Annotated in this window: 19 protein-coding genes; 17 read left to right on the forward strand and 2 right to left on the reverse strand. The window is 69.5% G+C overall.

Annotation, left to right across the window (positions count from 1 at the left end; genetic code table 11):
- Positions 1-5 precede the first annotated feature (5 nt).
- The 8 genes from ABT115_RS16270 to ABT115_RS16305 all read left to right on the forward strand — a co-directional run bounded on the left by ABT115_RS16270 (position 6) and on the right by ABT115_RS16305 (position 5,638).
- The gene (locus tag ABT115_RS16270) at positions 6-1,382 is read left to right on the forward strand and encodes an ATP-binding protein (RefSeq protein WP_351789460.1); all 1,377 of its coding nucleotides are present in this window, start codon (positions 6-8) and stop codon (positions 1,380-1,382) included.
- On the forward strand, positions 1,379-1,804 hold the full coding sequence (locus tag ABT115_RS16275) for a roadblock/LC7 domain-containing protein (protein ID WP_351789463.1): 426 nt from the start codon (positions 1,379-1,381) through the stop codon (positions 1,802-1,804). Before ABT115_RS16270 ends, ABT115_RS16275 begins: the two co-directional genes overlap by 4 nt.
- Positions 1,801-2,154 carry a DUF742 domain-containing protein gene (locus tag ABT115_RS16280; protein WP_351789465.1) on the forward strand — a complete coding sequence of 118 codons (354 nt, stop codon included), beginning with the start codon at positions 1,801-1,803 and terminating at the stop codon, positions 2,152-2,154. Before ABT115_RS16275 ends, ABT115_RS16280 begins: the two co-directional genes overlap by 4 nt.
- The gene (locus tag ABT115_RS16285; protein WP_351789468.1) at positions 2,132-2,746 is read left to right on the forward strand and encodes a GTP-binding protein; all 615 of its coding nucleotides are present in this window, start codon (positions 2,132-2,134) and stop codon (positions 2,744-2,746) included. Before ABT115_RS16280 ends, ABT115_RS16285 begins: the two co-directional genes overlap by 23 nt.
- Complete coding sequence (locus tag ABT115_RS16290) at positions 2,743-4,017, forward strand: cytochrome P450 family protein (RefSeq protein ID WP_351789471.1); 1,275 nt, start codon at positions 2,743-2,745, stop codon at positions 4,015-4,017. The genes ABT115_RS16285 and ABT115_RS16290 overlap by 4 nt, the downstream gene beginning before the upstream one ends.
- Positions 4,018-4,121: 104 nt before the next feature.
- Positions 4,122-4,520, forward strand: a complete 399-nt coding sequence (locus ABT115_RS16295; RefSeq protein ID WP_351789473.1) for a cell division protein SepF — start codon at positions 4,122-4,124, stop codon at positions 4,518-4,520.
- Between the two features lie 88 nt (positions 4,521-4,608).
- Entirely contained in the window at positions 4,609-4,977 is a 369-nt protein-coding gene (locus tag ABT115_RS16300) for a nucleotide pyrophosphohydrolase (protein ID WP_351789476.1), read from the forward strand.
- Positions 4,978-5,101: 124 nt separating this feature from the next.
- A complete protein-coding gene (locus tag ABT115_RS16305) occupies positions 5,102-5,638 on the forward strand; it encodes a DUF6099 family protein (protein WP_351789478.1) in 537 nt (178 codons plus the stop codon).
- Positions 5,639-6,036: 398 nt separating this feature from the next.
- On the opposite strand, the gene ABT115_RS16310 is transcribed toward ABT115_RS16305, so the two are convergent.
- Complete coding sequence (locus ABT115_RS16310; protein WP_351789480.1) at positions 6,037-6,960, reverse strand: LLM class F420-dependent oxidoreductase; 924 nt, start codon at positions 6,958-6,960, stop codon at positions 6,037-6,039.
- 151 nt (positions 6,961-7,111) lie between these two features.
- Between ABT115_RS16310 and ABT115_RS16315 the strand changes: the two genes are divergently transcribed.
- The 7 genes from ABT115_RS16315 (at position 7,112) to ABT115_RS16345 (ending at position 16,822) form a co-directional block, all read left to right on the forward strand.
- On the forward strand, positions 7,112-7,660 hold the full coding sequence (locus tag ABT115_RS16315; protein ID WP_351789483.1) for a cysteine hydrolase family protein: 549 nt from the start codon (positions 7,112-7,114) through the stop codon (positions 7,658-7,660).
- A gap of 16 nt (positions 7,661-7,676) precedes the next feature.
- Complete coding sequence (mmuM, locus tag ABT115_RS16320) at positions 7,677-8,597, forward strand: homocysteine S-methyltransferase (protein WP_351789486.1); 921 nt, start codon at positions 7,677-7,679, stop codon at positions 8,595-8,597.
- 73 nt (positions 8,598-8,670) lie between these two features.
- A complete protein-coding gene (locus tag ABT115_RS16325) occupies positions 8,671-10,188 on the forward strand; it encodes a 3' terminal RNA ribose 2'-O-methyltransferase Hen1 (RefSeq protein WP_351789488.1) in 1,518 nt (505 codons plus the stop codon).
- The gene (locus ABT115_RS16330; RefSeq protein ID WP_351789491.1) at positions 10,185-12,758 is read left to right on the forward strand and encodes a polynucleotide kinase-phosphatase; all 2,574 of its coding nucleotides are present in this window, start codon (positions 10,185-10,187) and stop codon (positions 12,756-12,758) included. Before ABT115_RS16325 ends, ABT115_RS16330 begins: the two co-directional genes overlap by 4 nt.
- Positions 12,759-12,850: 92 nt before the next feature.
- Positions 12,851-14,083 carry an arginine deiminase gene (locus tag ABT115_RS16335; protein ID WP_351789493.1) on the forward strand — a complete coding sequence of 411 codons (1,233 nt, stop codon included), beginning with the start codon at positions 12,851-12,853 and terminating at the stop codon, positions 14,081-14,083.
- Positions 14,084-14,187: 104 nt separating this feature from the next.
- On the forward strand, positions 14,188-15,195 hold the full coding sequence (gene argF, locus ABT115_RS16340) for an ornithine carbamoyltransferase (RefSeq protein ID WP_351789495.1): 1,008 nt from the start codon (positions 14,188-14,190) through the stop codon (positions 15,193-15,195).
- A gap of 184 nt (positions 15,196-15,379) precedes the next feature.
- The gene (locus ABT115_RS16345; RefSeq protein ID WP_351789498.1) at positions 15,380-16,822 is read left to right on the forward strand and encodes an amino acid permease; all 1,443 of its coding nucleotides are present in this window, start codon (positions 15,380-15,382) and stop codon (positions 16,820-16,822) included.
- A gap of 35 nt (positions 16,823-16,857) precedes the next feature.
- Here ABT115_RS16345 and ABT115_RS16350 read toward each other — a convergent pair whose 3' ends face one another.
- Positions 16,858-17,304, reverse strand: coding sequence for an ATP-binding protein (locus tag ABT115_RS16350; protein ID WP_351789500.1), 447 nt, complete (start codon positions 17,302-17,304; stop codon positions 16,858-16,860).
- Between the two features lie 226 nt (positions 17,305-17,530).
- Here ABT115_RS16350 and ABT115_RS16355 point away from each other — a divergent pair, with 226 nt between their 5' ends.
- A complete protein-coding gene (locus ABT115_RS16355; RefSeq protein WP_351789503.1) occupies positions 17,531-18,358 on the forward strand; it encodes an enoyl-CoA hydratase family protein in 828 nt (275 codons plus the stop codon).
- A 4-nt stretch (positions 18,359-18,362) separates the two neighbouring features.
- Positions 18,363-20,735 carry a bifunctional salicylyl-CoA 5-hydroxylase/oxidoreductase gene (locus ABT115_RS16360; protein ID WP_351789506.1) on the forward strand — a complete coding sequence of 791 codons (2,373 nt, stop codon included), beginning with the start codon at positions 18,363-18,365 and terminating at the stop codon, positions 20,733-20,735.
- Positions 20,736-20,739 lie beyond the last annotated feature (4 nt).

Raw genomic sequence — 20,739 nt, forward strand, 5'->3', positions numbered from 1 at the left:
ACGGCATGGGATGGATCGTGGCGGTGATCGCCGTCGCTGCTGCCGTGGCGGCGGCTGTCCGCGCACAGAACGCGGCACGCTCGGAGCACTTGGCCCTGGCCCGTGCCGAGCTGGCCGAACGGCAGGCGAAGGCCGCCGAGGCCCGTACCGCCGCCCTCACCGACGAGATCCGGCAGCTGGCCCGCAAGCGGATACCCGCCGCAGCGCTCGCCCTCTCCCACCCCACCGCCCATGTCCCCGGACTGCGGGAAGCGGACGAGGTCGACGGCGATGCCGCCCGGCTGCTCACCGAGGCCGTGAAGGCCGCTCGCACGGCGGTCGTCGAGGAGCGCGGGCGCGTCGACGCGGCCGCCCGGGCGGCGATGCGCGGCACCTCGGCCAAGATCCAGTCCCTGCTCAACCAGTCCCAGCAGTTGCTGCACGAGCTCCAGCACGAGTACGACGACCCACGCATCCTGCAGCTGGACTTCCGTAACGAACTGGCCTTGCGGCGCACCCAGGCCACCGCCGTGCTGTGCGACGCCTGGCCGGGGCTCGCCCGCCAGAACTCGCCGCTCGTCGAGATCGTGCTCGGAGCCCAGTCCCGGGTCGCCGGCTACGAGCGCATCAAGGTTGCCAACCATCTGCGCGACGAGCGGCTCGCGCTCGTCGCCCGTGCCGCCGAACCCCTCGCGATCGCACTGGCCGAACTGCTGGCCAATGCCACCGCGTACTCGCACCCCGACACCGATGTACAGGTGACCGTTCAGCAGAGCGGGGGCCGTGGCGCGTTCCTGGTGGTCGACGACGCGGGCATCGGCATGGACGACGATGCGCTCGACCGGGCCCGCGCCCTGCTGGCGGGCCCGTCCGAGGTTCTCCTGACCGAGCTGGGCGACCCGCCGCAGACCGGGTTCGCGGTCGTCGGCCGGCTCGTCGTGCAATACGGATTCAACTGCCACATCGAGGCATCGCCGTTCGGCGGTATGCGCACGATTCTGCGTGTCCCCGCTCATCTTCTCACCGTGATGAAGGACGACCGCAGCCTTTCCGCGCTCGCCCCGAAGCCGATGCAGGCGCACGCTACTTCCCCGGTCTCTGCCCCTGCCGAGCCGGAGCCCGCACCGGCACCGCAGCCCGACGGCGGGATCACTGCCGAGCTGCCCAGCCGACGCCGACGTTCGCCACGCCCGACCCCGGCCCGGTCCGCACCCGCCGCCGTCACCCGGGAGCGGGAAGAGGCGTCCCGTACCCCCGAACAGGCCGAGGCTTCCTGGGCGGCACTCCAGCAGGGCACCCTCAAAGGCAGGAGCGTCGCCGGGCGGTCATCCGCACCGGCAGCGGACGACCACCACCCGGACGACCACGACGACCAGGACGACCAAGGAGACGACGAGAAGTGAGCGCCCCCACTCCCACCACCGGTGACCTCGCATGGGTGCTGACCCCCCTGCTGGAGCTGCCCGGAGTCCAGCACGCCGTGGTCGCGACCGGCGACGGCCTCGTCGAGGGCGCGTCGCCCGGCCTGGACCGGGCGTCCGGTGAGCGGGTCGCCGCCATGACCGCCACACTGCACGCCGCGGCCCGCGCGTTCACCACGGCCTTCACCGACGTCGAGGCGCCGATCCTGGCCCAGACGGTTGTCGAGTCCGATCAGGGCTTCGCCATCGTCGTACCGGCAGGGAACAACACCACACTCGCCCTGTTCGCGGAACCCGGAGCCAAACTCGGCGACATCGCCTACCAGATGCAGGTGCAGGTCACCGCCCTGACCCGGGCGATGAACGCACCCGCCCGCCAACCGGACACCGCCGTCCGGCCATGACCTCCGGCCCCGGACGCCGTCTGATCCCCGCCTATCTGGTCACCGGCGGCCGGACCCGGCCCGCCGGTCCCGCGCTCGACCGGCTCGCGGTACTCGTACGCACCGACACGGACCTGCCCCCGGACACCGGCTCGGAACAGCGCAGGCTGTGCGAGCTGCTCGAACCGGGTGCGCTCACCGTCGTCGAATCCGCCGCCCACCTGGAACTGCCGGTCAGCGCCACCATCTTCCTGGTCACGGACCTCGCGGCCGCCGGACATCTGCACACCCGACCACCCATCCCCAGCGCCGGGGAGATCGACCGGTCGCTCGTCGAGAGGCTGCTCGTTGGACTCCGCTCCCTCCACTGACCGGACCGGCATCGGCTACCTGCCGCCTGCCGCCCAGACCCTGATGAAGCTCGTCGTCACGGGTCCCTTCGGCGTGGGCAAAACCACCCTGATCCGCACACTGTCGGAGATCGCCACGCTCCACACCGAAGAGGCGATGACCCAGTCCAGCACCCCGTTCGACGACACCACGGGACTGCCGGACAAAACCACGACCACCGTCGCCATCGACTTCGGCCGGCTCACTGTCCTCGACGACCTGGTGCTCTACATGTTCGGCACGCCGGGCCAGCAGCGGTTCCTCCCGCTCTGGGAGGACATCGCACGCGGCGCGCTCGGCGCACTCGTCCTGGTCGACACCCGCAGGCTCGCCGACTCCTTCTCGGTCATGGACTTGGTCGAGGAGCAGGGACTGCCGTACGCCGTCGCCGTCAACCGCTTCCCCGACGCCCCCGCCCACACCGACGACGTCCTGCGCAAACACCTCGACCTCGCCCCCGGGACCCCGCTGGTGCAGTGCGACGCCCGCGAACGCCGCGGAAGCATCGACGCACTGATCGCGCTCGCCGAGCACGTGCTGACCCGAATGCCCCGGCCCGAGGACCCGTCATGACACCGCCCAGACAGCCGCCGCAGCCCCTCGCACTGTACGGCCCGGACTTCGCCGCCGACCCACAGAGCCACTACCGGCGCCTGCGCGAACACGGCCCCCTGGCCCCTGTCCGGCTCGCCCCCGGCATCGACGCCCTGCTCGTCACCGACTACCAGGCCGCCGTCGACCTGCTGCGCGACACCCACACCTTCACCAAGGACCCACGAGCCTGGCAGGCCACCGTCCCCGATGACTCACCGGTCCTGCCCATGCTCAGCTACCGGCCCACCGCGCTCTTCAGCGACGGCGACGTACACGCCCGCTACCGCGACGCCATCAACGACAGCCTCGCCCTGATCGAGCCGCACATCCTGCGGGCCGAAGTCGCCCGGGTCGCCCAGCGGCTCATCGGCGAATTCGCCGCCGCCGGAAGCAGCGACCTGATCGCCCAGTACGCCCGTCGACTTCCGGTGCACGTCTTCGTCACCTGGTTCGGCGTACCGCCGGGCGACAGCGAACGCATCGTCAACGGCATCGCCGGCATGTTCAACTCCGCCGAGGGCGCCGCCACCGCGTACGCCGACCTCGTCGAGGCCGTCACCGACCTGGTCGCCGACCGGCGCGCCCGGCCGCGCCGTGACCTCATCTCGTACCTCCTCGCCCATCCCGCCAATCTCGACAACGACGAGACAGTGCGTCAGATCACTCTGATCATGAGCGCGGGCCACGATCCGACGACCAATCTGATCGGCAACGCGCTGCTGCACATGCTCACCGACGCGCGCTACGCCGACTCGCTGCACGGCGGCGCGATGACGGCACACGAGGCGATCAACGAGGTCCTCTGGCAGGACCCGCCGCTGGCCAATTTCGCGGCCCATTACCCGCGCCGCGACACGGACTTCCACGGCCTTCGACTGCGCGCCGGACAGCTGCTCCTGGTCTCCTACGCCGCAGCCAACAACCAGTTCGTGACCCGCCTTTCGGACCCCGGGGTCCGCTCCGGAGCCAGCGCCCACCTGGCCTGGTCGGCCGGTCCGCACCGGTGCCCGGCGAAGCAGCCGGCGCTGCTCATCGCCATGACCGCGATCGAGCAGCTCACCAGTCAGCTGTGCGACGCAGAACTCGACGTTCCGGTCAGCGCACTGAGGTGGCGACCGGGGCCGTTCCACCGCGCTCTGGTCCGCCTTCCGGTACGTTTCACCCCCGTCGACATGACCGCGGAAGCCATCCGGCAGGAAGCCGCCGAGGGTGCGTCCGACGAGTCGTCGGCGGTGTCGATCAGCCCGTGAACCGTGTCGGTGGTACGCCGAACGGGTGAGTGGCGAGAGAATTGCCCGATGAACAACGAGCGCAGCCGGCGCAACGCCGACCGAAGCACAGACGGGGTGGTCCGGTGAGCAGGTACGACAGGTACGACGTCACGGACGAGCAGTGGGAGGGGCTTGCCCAGGTCGTACCTCTGCGCAGCCGCGACCAGTGGCCGTCCAGAGTCGATCACCGTACGGTCCCCGACGAGAACGCGGGAGCCGAACAGCGGCGTCTCGTGGTGCTGCGGGTCCAGGTCTTCGCGGACGCGCGGGAGGTGGCGGAGTACCTGGTCGCGCAGATCCCGGTGCTGCTCGATCTGACGAGCGCGGAGACGGATGTGGCCAAGCGCATCCTGGACTTCACCAGCGGGGTGGTCTTCGGTCTGGGTAGCGGAATGCACCGGGTCGACCGGAATGTCTTCCTGCTGTCACCGGCCGACATGGAGGTCGAGGGGGCTACGGCGGCGGTCGTACCCGGTTCGTAGGAAGGCCACCGGGCGGGTGGGGCGGTCACGGAGTCGGGTGCGGTGCCGGCCCGGCAGACGGCCGGGGTCACGGTGGTAGACCTGGAGCGTGACAGAACTCGATGTACGTGCCCTGCAGCAACGGCTCGCCGCGTTCGCGGCTGCACGGGACTGGGAGCAGTACCACACCCCGAAGAATCTGGCGGCGGCTCTGAGCGTCGAGGCGTCCGAACTGGTCGAAATCTTCCAGTGGCTGACGCCGGAGCAGTCGGCGCGGGTGATGGAGGCACCCGGGACGGCGCACCGAGTGGCGGACGAGGTCGCGGATGTTCTCGCGTATCTGCTGCAGTTCTGCGAGGTGTTGGGGATCGACCCGCTGGCGGCGCTGTCGGAGAAGATCGACCAGAACGAGACCCGATTCCCGGTACCGGAACGTCCGGACACCCCTGAATCCCGGGATCGTCACTCTTCGGAGTGATCAACTTATTCACAGTCGACTTCGTGTCCACAGATTTCCGAATTCCCCTGGCTTTTCGGTACCGACACCCTCACTGTGGGTAGTGGATGAGTTGAGCGGCTTTTCGTACCGACGGGGGTAGCGCATGGAAGCGGAGCGGCTTGTAGGAGTCAGTCGGCGTGCTCTGGCACAGAGCCGCTGCACGCCGGACATCATCGCCGAGGCATGGCAGGCCCAGGCGCTCGCTCAGGCGATCGGCAGCCGACTGGCGGCGGACGGGCCCAAGGAGTTACGGGGAGAGGCGCGCGGGCTCAGTGAGATCGGCGGAAGGAGCGGCGGGACGCTGGATCACCCGGCGGCGCGGGCCTCGGTGGCGCGGGCCGCCCAGCTGTCCGAGCTCGCCGAACCGAGGGCGACGCTGACGGGGCTGGGAACACTGCTCGGGGAGGTGGGGATAGCCCTGGTCGGGGTGGCCTGCGAGACCGATGAGCAGGGGCTCTACTGGCAGTGCATGGAGGCGATCGACGCGGCGGACGAGTCCATGGACCGGGTGCACGGAATGCTCCGGCGCCTCGACGAGCAGGACCGGGAGCGGCAGCAGGATCTGGAGTGCGGCCGGGAGCGGGACGGCCCCTACGGTGTGATCCGCGGACCGGCGGGCTCGGCGGCGGGCCAGCCGTGACGTGACCTCGCAGGAAGGAAGCCGGAGCTGGACCCGCTCCAAATTCCCTCACCGGGTACCTCCGAGGATGCCCCGGCCTTCAGGCCGGGGGGAATCGGCCTCCTGCGGAGCAGGGCAGGCAAAGAGCAAAAACGGCGCAACGCCACGGGTGGGCACGGCACATGCCGCGCCCACCCGTGAGCCCGACAGCCAGGTCGGCGCCGCTACCGGATCTATTCGCAGCGCACCGGGCTTCAGCCCGGTGGTGAAGCGAATCTGAGAACTGCTCTGACCTCAGCTGTGTGCACGGATCTGCACTGTTCACCTCAGCCCAGGTCAGAGCGGCCGGTTCTGCTGCTCGATGTACTGCTTCACGGTGCTGAGCGGCGCACCGCCGACCGATCCGGCGGGAGAGGATGTCAAGAGAGCTGCGGCATCACGTCGGTCGCGATCAATTCCAAGTGGTCCAGGTCGTCAAGGTCCAGCATCTGCAGGTAAATCCGCTGCGAGCCGACCGCCCGGAAGGCGGAGATACGCTCAACGACCTCCGCGGGCGACCCGGCGAGACCGTGGGCCTTCAGCTCGTCGACGTTGCGGCCGATGGCCTCCGCCCTCCGCTTCACGTCCGCGTCGGTCCTGCCGACGCAGGCGACGAGGGCGTTGGAGTACACGAGGTCGTCCGCCTTGCGCCCGTGTTCCTCAGCCGCCGCACGCACGCGCCCGAACTGCCGCTTCGAGTCGGCAAGGCTTGCAAACGGGATGTTGAACTCGTCGGCGTACTGAGCGGCGAGAGCGGGTGTCCTCTTAGCACCGTGACCACCGATCAAGACCGGCACCTTGGCCTGGACCGGCTTGGGCAGCGCGGGGGAGTCCGCGAGCTGGTAGTAGTTCCCGTCGAAGTCGAATCGCTCTCCTACGGGGGTGTTCCAGAGCCCGGTGATGACAGCGAGTTGCTCCTCGAGGCGCCCGAACTTTTCCTTGGGAAACGGGATGCCATAGGCCGCGTGCTCTTCCGCGTACCAGCCGGAGCCGAGCCCCAGTTCCACCCGCCCGCCGGACATCTGGTCGACCTGTGCTACCTGGATCGCGAGGACACCGGGGAAGCGGAAGGTTCCGGCGGTCATCAGGGTCCCGAGGCGGATCCGCGACGTCTCGCGCGCGAGACCGGCAAGCGTGATCCAGGCGTCGGTAGGACCGGGGAGCCCGTCCACGGCTCCCATGTGCAGATAGTGGTCCGAGCGGAAGAAAGCTCCGTAGTTGAGTTCTTCGGCTGCCTTGGCGACGCGGAGCAGCGTCTCGTAGGTCGCCCCTTGCTGTGGTTCTGTGAAGACACGGAGATCCATGCATCCATCATGCAGTGTGTACTCACGGACTCGCCTTGAACCGCTCCCACCGCTCGCATCGCTCGCATAGTGGAGTGCGGATCACGGCAGCCTGGGCCGGTGCTCTGCGATTCCCCTCGTTGCCCGGAGGAGGACCGCTACCGTGGGCCCCATGCCACACGCCTCCGCTCTCCTCGTCATCGACATGCAGAACACCCTGGTGGCCATCGCGCACCGGGCCGCCGAGACCGTCGCCACGATCGCCGGGCTCCGCGAGCGTGCCCATGCCGCGGGCGTGCCGATCGTGACGATTCAGCACCGGGGCGAAGGACTGGAGGCCGGCACCGAGGGCTGGCAGATCGTGCCCGGACTCGCGCCTGCCGTCGACGAGGAGGTCGTCCACAAGACCAGTGCGGACAGCTTCCTGGACACCGGTCTCGACAAGACCCTCAAGGCGCTGGGCGTCACCGAGGTGGTCGTCACCGGGTTCGCGACCGAGATCTGCGTGGACACCACGGCGCGGCAGGCGCTGAGCCACCGGTACGACGTGGTGCTGGTCGCCGACGGGCACACCACGTCCGTCCGGCCCGAAGCCGGCGAGTACGCGTCGCCGGACCGGTCGATCGCGCACCACAACGAGATCTACCGGCACATCGACTTCCCCGGCCGGAGCATCCGCGTGCTGCCCGCGTCCGAAGTGGACTTCGCCGCCGGTCAATAGAGGGAGAGGAGCAGCCGTGCAACCCGACCGTCCGCTGGCCGCAGCGCTCGCCGAAGGGACCGTCCTGCTCGACGGTGGTCTCTCCAATCAGCTGGAGGCGCAGGGCTGCGATCTGTCCGACGCGCTGTGGTCGGCCCGGCTGCTGGTCGATGAGCCGGGGCAGATCGAGGCCGCGCACAAGGCCTATGTGCGGGCGGGCGCGCAGGTGCTCATCACCTCCGGCTACCAGGCGACGTTCGAGGGGCTCGCGCGGCGGGGGATCGGCCGGGCACGGGCGACGGAGATCTTCGCCTTGAGCGTGGAGCTGGCCCGGCGGGCCGGTGCGGCAACGGGCCGGGAGGTCTGGGTCGCCGGCTCCGTCGGTCCGTACGGGGCGATGCTCGCGGACGGCAGCGAGTACCGCGGGCGGTACGGCCTCTCGATCCGGGAGTTGGAATGCTTCCACCGGCCTCGGATCGAGGCGCTGGCCGCCGCCGTCCCCGATGTGCTGGCGCTGGAGACGGTGCCGGACACCGACGAGGCGGAGGCGCTGCTGCGGGTGGTCGAGGAGTACGGGCTGCCGGTCTGGCTCTCGTACAGCGTGGCGGGGGACCGGACCCGGGCGGGGCAGCCGCTGGAGACGGCGTTCGGGCTCGCCGCCGGGCACGACCGGGTGGTGGCCGTGGGGGTGAACTGCTGCGATCCGGCGGACGCGGACCGGGCGGTGCGGACGGCGGCGGAGGTGGCCGGGAAACCGGTCGTGGTCTATCCGAACAGCGGTGAGCGGTGGGATGCCGGCGGACGGGAGTGGGCTGGTGCCCCCACCTTCGATCCGGGGAGAGTACGGGCGTGGCAAGACGCCGGCGCCCGGCTGGTGGGCGGCTGCTGCCGGGTCGGCCCGGAGATCATCGCGGAGCTGGCCGGGCTGCTTGGCGCAGCGACGGCAGGCGAAGGGTAAGGAGGGGCAACAGTGCCGTAGACACATGAAAATACCTGGTGGGGCGCGAGTGAAGCGGACCATACTCGGACGTGTGTTCCTGACAATCAGCACGACCGGCGACCCGGAACGTCCCGCGACCGATCTCGGCTTTCTGCTGCACAAGCATCCCGAGAAGGCGCAGACGTTCTCCACCTCCCATGGCACCGCGCATGTCTTCTATCCCGAGGCATCCGCCGAGCGCTGCACAGCGGCGCTCCTGCTGGAGGTGGATCCCGTGGCGCTGGTGCGACGCGGCAAGGGCCGGGGCGGCGCCCCCGATGCGGCGCTCGCGCAGTACGTCAACGACCGTCCGTACGCGGCGTCCTCGCTGCTCTCCGTCGCGATGAGCGCGGTCTTCAAGACCGCGCTGAACGGTGTGTGCCGCGCACTGCCCGAACGTGCACAGGCGCCGCTACCGCTGAGGATCGAGGTGCCCGCACTGCCGGCGCGCGGCGGCGCGGAACTGGTGCGCAAGCTCTTCGGGCCGCTGTGCTGGAAGAGCGTGGACGCCGTGGCCGTACCTCTGGACGAGCAGTTCCCGGAGTGGGGGGACTCGCGGTACGTGCGGCTGGTGCTGGAAGGCGAGTTGCGGCTGGCGGACGCGTTGCGGCAGCTGTATGTCCTGCTGCCGGTGCTCGACGACGCCAAGCACTACTGGGTCGCACCGGACGAGGTGGACAAGCTGCTGCGGGCCGGCGAGGGCTGGCTGGCCGGCCACCCTGAACAGAAGCTGATCACCAGCCGCTATCTGTCCCGGCGCTGGGGGCTGACCCGGCAGGCGATGCAGCGGCTCGAACTGGTGCGGCTCGCCGAGTCGGACGACCTGGACGTCGAGAGCATCGACAACGCGGTGGACGAGACGACCGACACCGAGGAGAAGCCGGTGCCGCTCGCTGAGCAGCGGCGCACCGCGATCCTCGACGCGCTGCGCACCGCCGGGGCGAGCCGGATTCTCGACCTGGGCTGCGGTCAGGGCCAGTTGGTGCAGGCACTGCTCAAGGACGTGGGCTTCACGGAGATCGTCGGCGTCGATGTCTCGATGCGCGCCCTCACCATCGCCTCACGACGGCTGAAGCTGGACCGGATGGGGGAGCGGCAGGCCGCACGGGTCATGCTTCAGCAGGGCTCGCTCACCTACACCGACAAGCGGCTCAAGGGGTATGACGCGGCCGTGCTCAGCGAGGTCATCGAGCACCTCGACCTGCCAAGGCTGCCCGCGCTGGAGTACGCCGTGTTCGGTTCGGCCCGCCCGCGGACCGTGCTCGTGACGACGCCGAACGTCGAGTACAACGTCCGCTGGGAGACCCTTCCGGCCGGGCATGTGCGCCACGGCGACCACCGGTTCGAGTGGACCAGGGCCGAGTTCCGCGACTGGGCCCGGGCGGTGGCACAGCGGCATGGATACAGGGTCGATTTCGTCCCCGTGGGGCCCGACGACCCCGAGGTGGGGCCGCCCACGCAGATGGCCGTGTTCACGATGACCGCGGCCGATGAGGGCAGGAACGAGAACAAGAACGAGTCCTGGCACGAGACCGTCAACGAGACCGAGAAGGAGGCGAACGTCGCATGACAAGTACTTCGCGTACGTTGCCAGTGACCGACCTCTCCCTCGTGGTGCTCATCGGAGCCAGCGGTTCCGGCAAGTCCACCTTCGCCCGTAAGCACTTCAAGCCCACGGAGATCGTCTCCTCGGACTTCTGCCGCGGCCTGGTCGCCGACGACGAGAACGACCAGGGCGCCAGCCGTGACGCCTTCGACGTCCTGCACTACATCGTGGGCAAGCGGCTCGCTGCCGGGCGGCTGACCGTCGTGGACGCCACCAGCGTCCAGTCCGAGAGCCGCAAGCAGCTGGTCCAGCTGGCCAGGAGCCACGACGTGCTGCCCATCGCGATCATTCTCGACCTGCCCGAAGAGGTCTGCGTCGCGCGCAATGCGGCCCGCCCCGACCGCGCCGACATGCCGCGCCACGTCATCCAGCGCCACCGCCGCGAACTGCGCCGCTCGCTGCGCGGCCTGGAGCGCGAAGGCTTCCGCAAGGTGCACATTCTGCACACCGAAGAGGAGGCGGAGCACGCCGAAGTGGTGCTGGAGCGCCGCTACAACGACCTCCGCCACCTCACCGGCCCCTTCGACATCATCGGCGACATCCACGGCTGCGGTTCCGAGCTGGAGGCCCTGCTCGGCAAGCTCGGCTACGTCGACGGCGCACACCCCGAGGGGCGTACGGCGGTCTTCGTCGGCGACCTCGTGGACCGCGGCCCCGACAGCCCTGGGGTACTGCGCCGCGTCATGTCCATGGTGTCGGCGGGCAACGCCCTGTGCGTGCCGGGCAATCACGAGAACAAGCTCAGCCGCTACCTCAAGGGCCGCAAGGTCCAGCACACCCATGGACTCGCAGAGACCATCGAGCAGTTGGACCGGGAGGACGAGAAGGACCCCGCCTTCCGCGAACAGGTGCGGGAGTTCATCGACGGGCTCGTCAGCCACTACGTGCTCGACGAGGGCAAGCTCGTCGTCTGTCACGCCGGACTGCCCGAGAAGTACCACGGGCGCACCTCCGGACGGGTCCGTTCGCACGCGCTGTACGGGGACACCACCGGTGAGACCGACGAGTTCGGCCTGCCCGTGCGCTACCCGTGGGCGGAGGAGTACCGTGGCCGTGCCGCCGTGGTCTACGGCCACACCCCGGTGCCCAACACCTCCTGGGTCAACAACACCATCTGCCTGGACACCGGTGCGGTCTTCGGCGGGAAGATGACCGCGCTGCGCTGGCCGGAGCGCGAACTCGTCGACGTACCGGCCGAGAAGGTCTGGTACCAGCCGGCCAAGCCGCTGGGCACCGAGGCGCCCGGGGGCAGGGAAGGCAGGCCGCTGGACCTCGCCGATGTGCACGGCCGCCGGATCGTGGAGACCCGGCACATGGGCCGTATCTCGGTCCGCGAGGAGAACGCCGCGGCGGCGCTCGAAGTCATGAGCCGGTTCGCCGTCGACCCGCGGCTGCTCGGCTACCTCCCGCCGACCATGGCGCCCACCGCCACCTCGCACGAGGACGGCTACCTGGAGCACCCGGCCGAGGCCTTCGCTCAGTACCGGGCGGACGGTGTCACCGAGGTCGTATGCGAGGAGAAGCACATGGGCTCGCGTGCGGTGGCGCTGGTCTGCCGGGACGCGAACACCGCCCGTGAGCGGTTCGGCGCGGGGGGAACCTCGCACGCCTCCGGCGGTGAAGGAGGTCCGACCGGGGCGCTCTACACCCGCACCGGAAGGCCGTTCCTCGACGACGTCGCACTCACCGAGGTGATCCTCGGCAGGCTGCGCACCGCCGTCACCGCCGCCGGACTCTGGGAGGAGTGGGACACCGACTGGGTGCTGCTCGACGCCGAGCTGATGCCGTGGTCTCTCAAGGCGGCCGGGCTGCTGCGCTCGCAGTACGCCGCGGTCGGTGCCGCATCCGGGGCGGTCTTCCCGGAGGCCAACGCGGCCCTCGCGGCAGCGGTGGCCCGTGGGGTGGACGTGGGCGCGCTCGCGGACCGCCAGCGGGAACGGGCCGAGGACGCGACCGCGTTCACCGAGGCGTACCGCCGGTACTGCTGGAGCACCCAGGGCCTGGACGGGGTGCGGCTCGCGCCGTTCCAGATCCTCGCCGTGCAGGGCCGCTCGCTGGCCTCCGTACCGCACGACGAGCAGCTGGCCTGGCTCGACCGGCTGGTCGACCACGATCCGACCGGGCTGCTCCAGGTCACCCGCAGGCTCGTCGTCGACACCGGTGACGAGGCGTCGGTGCGCTCCGGCATCGACTGGTGGCTGGAGATGACCGGCCGTGGCGGCGAAGGCATGGTCGTCAAACCGCTCGCCGCGTTCGTACGGGACGGCAGGGGCAGGCTGGTCCAGCCGGGCATCAAGGTGCGTGGCCGGGAGTACCTCCGGATCATCTACGGCCCCGAGTACACCCGCCCGGAGAATCTGGAGCGGCTGCGCGGCCGGTTCCTCGGCCACAAGCGGTCGTTGGCGCTCCGGGAGTACGCGCTGGGGCTCGAAGCGCTGGACCGGCTGGCCGACGGGGAGCCGCTGTGGCGGGTCCACGAGGCGGTGTTCGCGGTGCTGGCCCTGGAATCGGAGCCGGTCGACCCGCGGCTGTAGACAGGGGTGCCAGCGGGTTTTCCGATGGGATCCACGGAAATCCGCTGGCGATTCGCCGGGTGAACGGCGCTCCGCACGGTGAGGATGGAGACATGGGATTCCATGTCGACTCCGAGGCCGGGCGGCTGCGCCGCGTCATCCTGCACCGCCCCGATCTTGAACTGAAGCGGCTCACCCCCAGCAACAAGAACACACTCCTGTTCGACGACGTGCTCTGGGTGCGCCGCGCCCGCCAGGAGCACGACGGCTTCGCGGACGTGCTGCGCGACCGCGGAGTGGAGGTGCATCTCTTCGGCGATCTGCTCCGTGAGTCGCTGGAGATCCCGGTGGCCAGGCGGCTCGTCCTGGACCGGGTCTTCGAGGAGAAGGAGTACGGCCCGCTCGCCACCGAGCATCTGCGGGCCGCCTTCGAGGAGTTGCCCAGCGCCGAACTGGCCGAGGCGCTGGTCGGCGGGATGACCAAGCGGGAGTTCCTGGAGTGGCACAGTGAGCCGACCTCCGTCCGCTTCCATGTCATGGACCTGGATGACTTTCTGCTCGGCCCGCTGCCGAACCATCTCTTCACCCGGGACACCTCGGCCTGGATATACGACGGGGTGTCGATCAACGCGATGCGCTGGCCGGCCCGGCAGCGCGAGACCGTCCACTTCGAGGCGATCTACCGCCATCACCCGCTCTTCACCGGCCCGGACGCAGGCGTCTTCCATCACTGGTCTCAGGGGCAGCACGACTACCCCTCCACCATTGAGGGCGGCGACGTACTGGTCATCGGTCGCGGCGCCGTGCTCATCGGGATGAGCGAGCGCACCACCCCGCAGGCGGTGGAGATGCTGGCCCGCGGACTGTTCGATGCCGGCTCGGCGCATACGATCGTGGCGCTCGACATGCCCAAGCGCCGGGCGTTCATGCATCTCGACACGGTCATGACGATGATCGACGGCGACACCTTCACCAAGTACGCGGGCCTGGGGATGCTCCGCTCGTACACCATCGAGCCCGGTGAAGGGCCGAGGGACCTGAAGGTCACCGACCATCCGCCCGAGCACATGCACGACGCGATCGCGCACGCCTTGGGCCTGGACTCGATCCGGGTCCTCACGGCCACCCAGGATGTGCACGCGGCCGAGCGCGAGCAGTGGGACGACGGCTGCAATGTGCTGGCCGTCGAGCCGGGCGTCGTCGTCGCGTACGAGCGCAACGCCACCACCAACACCTATCTGCGAAAGGAGGGCATCGAGGTCATAGAGATCCGTGGCAGCGAACTGGGCCGGGGCAGGGGAGGCCCCCGCTGCATGAGCTGCCCCGTGGTGCGTGATCCGGTGTAGTGGTGGACTGCCTGGCGAGAGGCTTCGTATAGCGATGCATGGTGTCGTATAGACTTCCAGAGTCACTGTATGTGCGATCCCTACCCCGACCCAGGAGCAGTCCCATGGCCATAGACCTCGCAGGCCGCCACTTCCTCAAGGAGCTGGACTTCACGGCCGAGGAGTTCCGCGGCCTGATCGACCTCGCGGCCGAGCTCAAGGCCGCCAAGAAGTCGGGGACCGAAGTGCAGCGGCTGCGCGGCAAGAACATCGCGCTGATCTTCGAGAAGACTTCGACCCGCACCCGCTGTGCCTTCGAGGTGGCGGCCGCCGATCAGGGTGCGTCCACGACGTATCTCGACCCCTCCGGCTCGCAGCTGGGGCACAAGGAATCGGTGAAGGACACGGCCCGCGTCCTCGGCCGGATGTTCGACGGCATCGAGTACCGCGGTGACAGCCAGGCAGTCGTCGAGGAGCTGGCCGCGTACGGCGGCGTTCCGGTATTCAACGGACTCACCGACGACTGGCACCCGACCCAGATGCTTGCCGACGTCCTCACCATGGCCGAGCACAGCGAGAAGCCGCTGGAGCAGATCGTCTTCGCCTACCTCGGCGACGCCCGCTTCAATATGGGCAACTCCTACCTGGTCACCGGCGCCCTGCTGGGCATGGACGTGCGGATCGTCGCGCCGAAGTCGTACTGGCCGGCCGAGGAGATCGTCACCGAGGCCCGCAGGCTGGCCGAGACCAGCGGTGCGACCGTCACTCTGACCGAAGACATCGCCGAGGGCGTCAAGGGCACGGACTTCGTCGCCACCGATGTCTGGGTCTCCATGGGTGAGCCCAAGGAGGTCTGGGGCGAGCGCATCCAGGCCCTCGCGCCGTATGCCGTGACCATGGACGTCCTGCGCGCCACCGGCAACGCCGACGTGAAGTTCCTGCACTGCCTCCCGGCCTTCCATGACCTCGGCACCGAGGTCGGGCGCGAGATCGAGGCCGCCCACGGGCTGACGGAGCTGGAGGTCACCGACGAGGTCTTCGAGTCCACGCACTCGGTCGTCTTCGACGAGGCCGAGAACCGGTTGCACACCATCAAGGCCGTGCTGGTGGCAACCCTGGCGGCCGCAAGCTGACTGCTGCATGGTCATGCACCCGATTGGGTGAACATGCGCGACGACGGCTAATATGTCGTCTCTTGGTGGGGTTCGAGCGTGCGAGCTCGAACCCCGTTTTCTTGTATCACCAGCGCCCGGAGCTCCCCCGCAAGCCCCGGACGCGCATCCCCCCACGTGCTCCACCAGAGAAGAGACCGCCCCCGTGAGTCCGCTGCGCCCATCGAGCTCCCTGCGCCCCTCCGGGCCACGCATCAAGAGCCCTCACCAGCTGATCGTCGAGTCCGGCGCCGACCTGGAGGGGCACGGCCTCAAGCGCACCATGGGGCTCTTCCAGCTGGTGTGCTTCGGTGTCGGTGCCGTCGTCGGCACCGGTATCTTCGTCGGCCTCTCCGACAGTGTCGCCAAAGCGGGCCCCGCGGTCGTGCTGTCCTTCGTGCTCGCCGCGATCACCTGTGTCTTCACCGCGTTCTCCTTCGCCGAGCTGGGCAGCGCGATCCCGGTGTCCGGCAGCTCGTACTCCTTCGCCTACGCGACCCTCGGGGAACGCGTCGCGTTCCTCGTCGGTTGGTGTCTGCTGCTGGAGTACGGAGTCTCGGTCTCCGCGGTCGCCGTCGGCTGGAGCCAGTACGTCAATGAGCTGCTGAACAGCCTGTTCGGCTGGCAGCTGCCCGCGGCCCTCTCGGCGGGGCCCGGCGACGGCGGAGTGATCAATCTGCCTGCGGTCCTGGTGGTCATGATGGCCGCCATCCTGCTGGTGCGCGGCGTCCGGGAAAGCGCGGGGGCCACCACCGCGACGGCGATCCTCAAGATCGCCATTCTGATCATGTTCTGCGCCATCGCTTTCACCGCCTTCGAGCACGGGAACCTCACGCCGTTCGTCGCCCACGGGGTGAGCGGGGTCACCGCCGGTGCGTCGCTGGCCTTCTTCTCCTACATCGGCTTCGACGCCATCACCACTGCGGGCGAAGAGGTCAAGAACCCGCGGCGGAACATTCCGATCGCGATCATGGTCTGCATCGGCCTGGTCACCCTGCTCTACTGCGCCGTCGCGCTCGCCGCCATCGGCGCCCTCGGCCCCCAGGCCGTCGCCGACAAGCCGGCCGCCCTCTCGATCGTCGTCGACCAAGTCACCGGCTCGAACGTCGGCGGTGGAATCATCGCCTTCGGAGCGATTGCCGCCATCGCATCCGTCGTGCTCGCGGCGATGTACGGGCAGACCCGCATTCTGATGTCGATGTCCCGCGACGGTCTGATCCCGCGGGTCTTCGAGCGGGTCTCGCCGCGGACGGCGACGCCGGTCGCCAACACCTGGATCGTGGCTGTCCTCTTCGCGATCCCGGCAGCCTTCTCGTCGCTCGACGTGGTGGTGAACCTGACGACCATCGGCACGCTGGCCATCATGGTCGTGGTGAACATCGCGGTGATCGTGCTGCGCCGCCGCAACCCTGAGGTGACGGGCTCGTTCCGGGTGCCGCTCTATCCGCTGAGCCCGCTCCTGGGCGTCGCGTTCTGCCTCTATCTGATGTACGGGACGGGCTGGGCGACCTGGGTGCAGTTCGCCGTCTTCCTGATGGTCGGCGCGGCGGTGTACGCCTTCTACGGACGCAGCCGCTCCCGGCTGGCCGCTGTCGACGCCGGTCGATGAGTGGGCGGTCGGCCGGCGCCGAGGCGTCCGCCCGATCAGAGGTCGCCCGGCAGCCTCTGAGGCGTACGGGACGGCAGGGTGAACCACACCGCCTTGCCGTGTTCCGTCGTGCGGTGACCACAGGACGAGCTGAGCGTACGGATCAGCAGCAGACCCCGGCCGTGTTCCTGCCAGGGGTCCGGCTCGCTGCCGGGCTTCGGATGGGAGAGATCGCCCGGCGAAACCGGATCGCGGTCGTGCACCTCCACTTGGCAGCCGCTCGGCAGGAGCTCCACCACCAGCTCGATGGGCTCATCGCTGCGGGTGTGCTCCACGGCGTTGGCGACCAGTTCGGCGGTGAGGAGTTCGGCGGTGTCGGAATCGGCCGCGGCATCGATGTCCGCCAGTGCCGTACGGATCAGAGCGCGGGCCACTGGTACGGCCACCGTCGAATGCGGCAGGGTAATCCGCCAGGAGGCGGGGAGGGGGACATCGGAGAGCACAGCATGGTTCCGTTCCGGTGAGATCGCGAAGATTCTGGAGCTCAATAATTCCGAATTTCAACCTTATGAAGTGAAACGATGCGGACGAGGCGGTTCTGTCCGACATGGAGGGGACGTTCGGCACTACGCTCTCACGCTCCGCTTATTGCGCGCTCGTGACGGGAGTCACGTATGAGTGATAAGTTCGGTTGCAGGTAGCGGCCCGACGGCTGAAGGGGACCCCTCCATGAGCCCGTTTCCCAGCTCCGCCCCCCGTACGGATGACTGGCGTCATCTGCGGCTGACGACGAATGACGGAGTTGCCACCGTCACCCTCGCCCGGCCCGAGAAACTCAACGCGCTCACCTTCGGCGCCTACGCCGACCTGCGCGACCTGCTCGCCGAACTGTCCCGTGAACGCACCGTGCGGGCTCTGGTGCTCGCGGGGGAGGGCCGCGGTTTCTGCTCCGGCGGAGATGTCGACGACATCATCGGCGCGACACTCGCCATGGACACCGCCCAGCTCCTCGATTTCAACCGCATGACCGGGCAGGTGGTGCGGGCCCTACGTGAAACCCCCTTCCCCGTCATCGCCGCCGTACACGGCGTGGCCGCAGGTGCTGGTGCGGTTCTTGCGCTGGCCGCCGACTTCCGGATCGCCGACCCGTCCGCCCGCTTCGCCTTTCTGTTCACCAAGGTGGGACTCTCCGGCGGTGACATGGGCGCCGCCTATCTGCTGCCGCGCGTCGTCGGCCTCGGCCATGCCACCCGGCTGCTGATGCTCGGCGAACAGGTTCGCGCACCGGAGGCGCAACGGATCGGACTGATCAGCGAGCTGACCGAAGAAGGCCAGGCCGATGCGCGCGCGGCTGCGCTCGCCCGCCGCCTCGCCGATGGACCCGCCCTCGCCCTCGCCCAGACCAAGGCGCTACTCACCGCCGAACTCGACATGCCGCTCGCCGCCGCGGTCGAGATGGACGCCGCGACCCAGGCCCTGCTGATGCACGGCGACGACTACGCCGAATTCCACGCCGCGTTCGCCGAGAAGCGGCCGCCGAAGTGGCAAGGCCGGTAGCGCGATGCCGCCCGACACGAGCGCGACCGGAACCGGGCCGTCCGCTGTGACGGCGGCCGGTGCGATCCGGACCGCCGCGACGGCACCCGGCGCGCAGCGGACCAGCGTGAAGCGGATCGCGGTCATCGGTGGCGGACCCGGCGGGCTCTACGCCGCGGCCCTGCTCAAGCGTCTCGATCCGGAACGCGACATCACCGTCTGGGAGCGCAACGCCCCCGACGACACCTTCGGCTTCGGCGTCGTCCTCTCCGACGAGACCCTCGGCGGCATCGAGCACGCCGACCCCGTCGTCCACCGGGCACTCCAGGACGAATTCGTACGGTGGGACGGCATCGACATCGTCCACCGCGGCGTGACCCAGACCTCCGGCGGCCACGGCTTCGCGGCGCTGGGCCGGCGCAGGCTCCTGGAGATCCTGCACGAACGCTGCGACTTGCTCGGCGTACGGCTCCGCTTCCGCACCGAGGCCCCGCCGGCCGCCGAGCTGGCTGCCGCGTACGACCTGGTGATCGCCGCCGACGGTGTGCACAGCCTCACCCGCGCCGCTCACGCCGACATCTTCGGCCCCCGCCTCACCACCCACCGCTGCCGCTACATCTGGCTCGCCGCCGACTTCGCCTTCGACGCCTTCCGCTTCGAGATCGCCGAGACGGAGTACGGGGTGATGCAGCTCCACGGCTACCCCTTCTCGACCGACGCCTCCACCGTCATCGTCGAGATGCGCGAGGAGGTGTGGCGGGCCGCGGGATTCGACACCTGCGACGTCGAGCAGTCGGCGGTACGCTGCGCCAAGATCTTCGTCGAGGCGCTCGGCGGCCGACCGCTGCGCTCCAACAACTCCGCCTGGCTCACCTTCCGTACGGTCGTCAACGCCCGCTGGTCGCACGGCAACACGGTCCTCATCGGTGACGCCGCCCACACCGCGCACTTCTCCATCGGCTCCGGCACCAAACTCGCCGTCGAGGACGCCCTCGCGCTCGCCGCCTGCATCGAGGAACAGCCCGATCTGCCCGGTGCGCTGTCCGCGTACGAGGCCGAGCGCCGGCCGGTCGTCGAGTCGACCCAACGGGCCGCCGCGGCCAGCCTGCGCTGGTTCGAGGAGCTCGGCACCTATGTCGACCAGCCGCCCCGCCAGTTCGCCTTCAACCTCCTCACCCGCAGCCGCCGCGTCACCCACGACAATCTGCGGCTGCGCGACGCCTCCTTCACCGCCGCCGTCGAGGAGGAGTTCGGCTGTGCCCCCGGCACCCCGCCGATGTTCACCCCGCTGCGACTGCGCGGTCTCGAACTCCGCAACCGCGTCGTCGTCTCACCCATGGACATGTACTCGGCCGCCGACGGCGTCCCCGGCGACTTCCACCTCGTCCACCTGGGCGCACGCGCGCTCGGTGGTGCGGGGCTTGTCATGACGGAGATGGTGTGCGTCAGCGCCGAGGGCCGCATCACTCCCGGCTGCACCGGCCTCTACACCCCCGAACAGGCCGCCGCCTGGACCCGGATCACCGACTTCGTCCATGCGAGCGCACCCGGTACGGCCATCGGCGTCCAGCTCGGCCACTCCGGGCGCAAGGGCTCCACCAAACTGATGTGGGAAGGCATCGACCAGCCCCTCGACCACGGCAACTGGCCGCTGACCGCCGCCTCCCCGATCCCGTACGTGGGCGGCGTCAACCAGGTCCCGCACGCCCTGGACCGGGCCGGACTCGACGCCGTACGCGAACAGTTCGTATCGGCGGCCCGGCGCGCCGACCTCTGCGGCTTCGACCTTCTCGAACTCCACTGCGCCCATGGTTACTTGCTGTCCGGCTTCCTCTCGCCGCTCACCAACCACCGCACCGATTGTTACGGCGGATCACTGCCGGGCCGGCTCCGCTTCCCACTCGAAGTCTTCGACGCGATCCGCGCCGACTGGCCCGACGACCGGCCCATGACCGTCCGGATCTCTGCCACGGACTGGGCCGAAGGCGGCACGACGGCCGAGGACGCCGTCGAGATCGCCCGCGCCTTCGTCGCACACGGGGCCGACGCCATCGACGTGTCGACCGGTCAGGTCGTCCCCGACGAGCGCCCGGAGTACGGCCGCTCGTACCAGACCCCGTACGCCGACCGGATCCGTAACACGCTGTGCGTGCCCGTCATCGCGGTCGGTGCGATCTCCTCCTGGGACGACGTCAACTCACTGCTTCTCGCGGGCCGGGCCGACCTCTGTGCCCTGGCGCGTCCCCATCTCTACGACCCGCACTGGACGCTGCACGCCGCGGCCGACCAGGGCTACGGCGGACCGGGCGCGCCCTGGCCGCTTCCGTACCGCGCGGGCAGCCGCACCCCGCCGACGGGCCGCACGGACGCACCGAAGCCGCGGCTCACTCTGGGGTGAGCGT

The sequence above is a fragment of the Streptomyces sp. NPDC001832 genome (assembly GCF_040297265.1).
In the GTDB taxonomy this organism is placed as follows: Bacteria; Actinomycetota; Actinomycetes; order Streptomycetales; family Streptomycetaceae; genus Streptomyces.

Excerpts from the sequence above, each read along its gene's own strand:
- argF (WP_351789495.1), top strand. The coding sequence starts at position 14,188 with ATGGCCATAGACCTCGCAGGCCGCCACTTCCTCAAGGAGCTGGACTTC.
- ABT115_RS16280 (WP_351789465.1), top strand. The coding sequence starts at position 1,801 with ATGACCTCCGGCCCCGGACGCCGTCTGATCCCCGCCTATCTGGTCACC.
- ABT115_RS16330 (WP_351789491.1), top strand. The coding sequence starts at position 10,185 with ATGACAAGTACTTCGCGTACGTTGCCAGTGACCGACCTCTCCCTCGTG.
- ABT115_RS16305 (WP_351789478.1), top strand. The coding sequence starts at position 5,102 with ATGGAAGCGGAGCGGCTTGTAGGAGTCAGTCGGCGTGCTCTGGCACAG.
- ABT115_RS16360 (WP_351789506.1), top strand. The coding sequence starts at position 18,363 with ATGCCGCCCGACACGAGCGCGACCGGAACCGGGCCGTCCGCTGTGACG.
- ABT115_RS16355 (WP_351789503.1), top strand. The coding sequence starts at position 17,531 with ATGAGCCCGTTTCCCAGCTCCGCCCCCCGTACGGATGACTGGCGTCAT.
- ABT115_RS16270 (WP_351789460.1), top strand. The coding sequence starts at position 6 with ATGGGATGGATCGTGGCGGTGATCGCCGTCGCTGCTGCCGTGGCGGCG.
- ABT115_RS16290 (WP_351789471.1), top strand. The coding sequence starts at position 2,743 with ATGACACCGCCCAGACAGCCGCCGCAGCCCCTCGCACTGTACGGCCCG.
- ABT115_RS16335 (WP_351789493.1), top strand. The coding sequence starts at position 12,851 with ATGGGATTCCATGTCGACTCCGAGGCCGGGCGGCTGCGCCGCGTCATC.
- ABT115_RS16310 (WP_351789480.1), bottom strand. The coding sequence starts at position 6,960 with ATGGATCTCCGTGTCTTCACAGAACCACAGCAAGGGGCGACCTACGAG.
- ABT115_RS16315 (WP_351789483.1), top strand. The coding sequence starts at position 7,112 with ATGCCACACGCCTCCGCTCTCCTCGTCATCGACATGCAGAACACCCTG.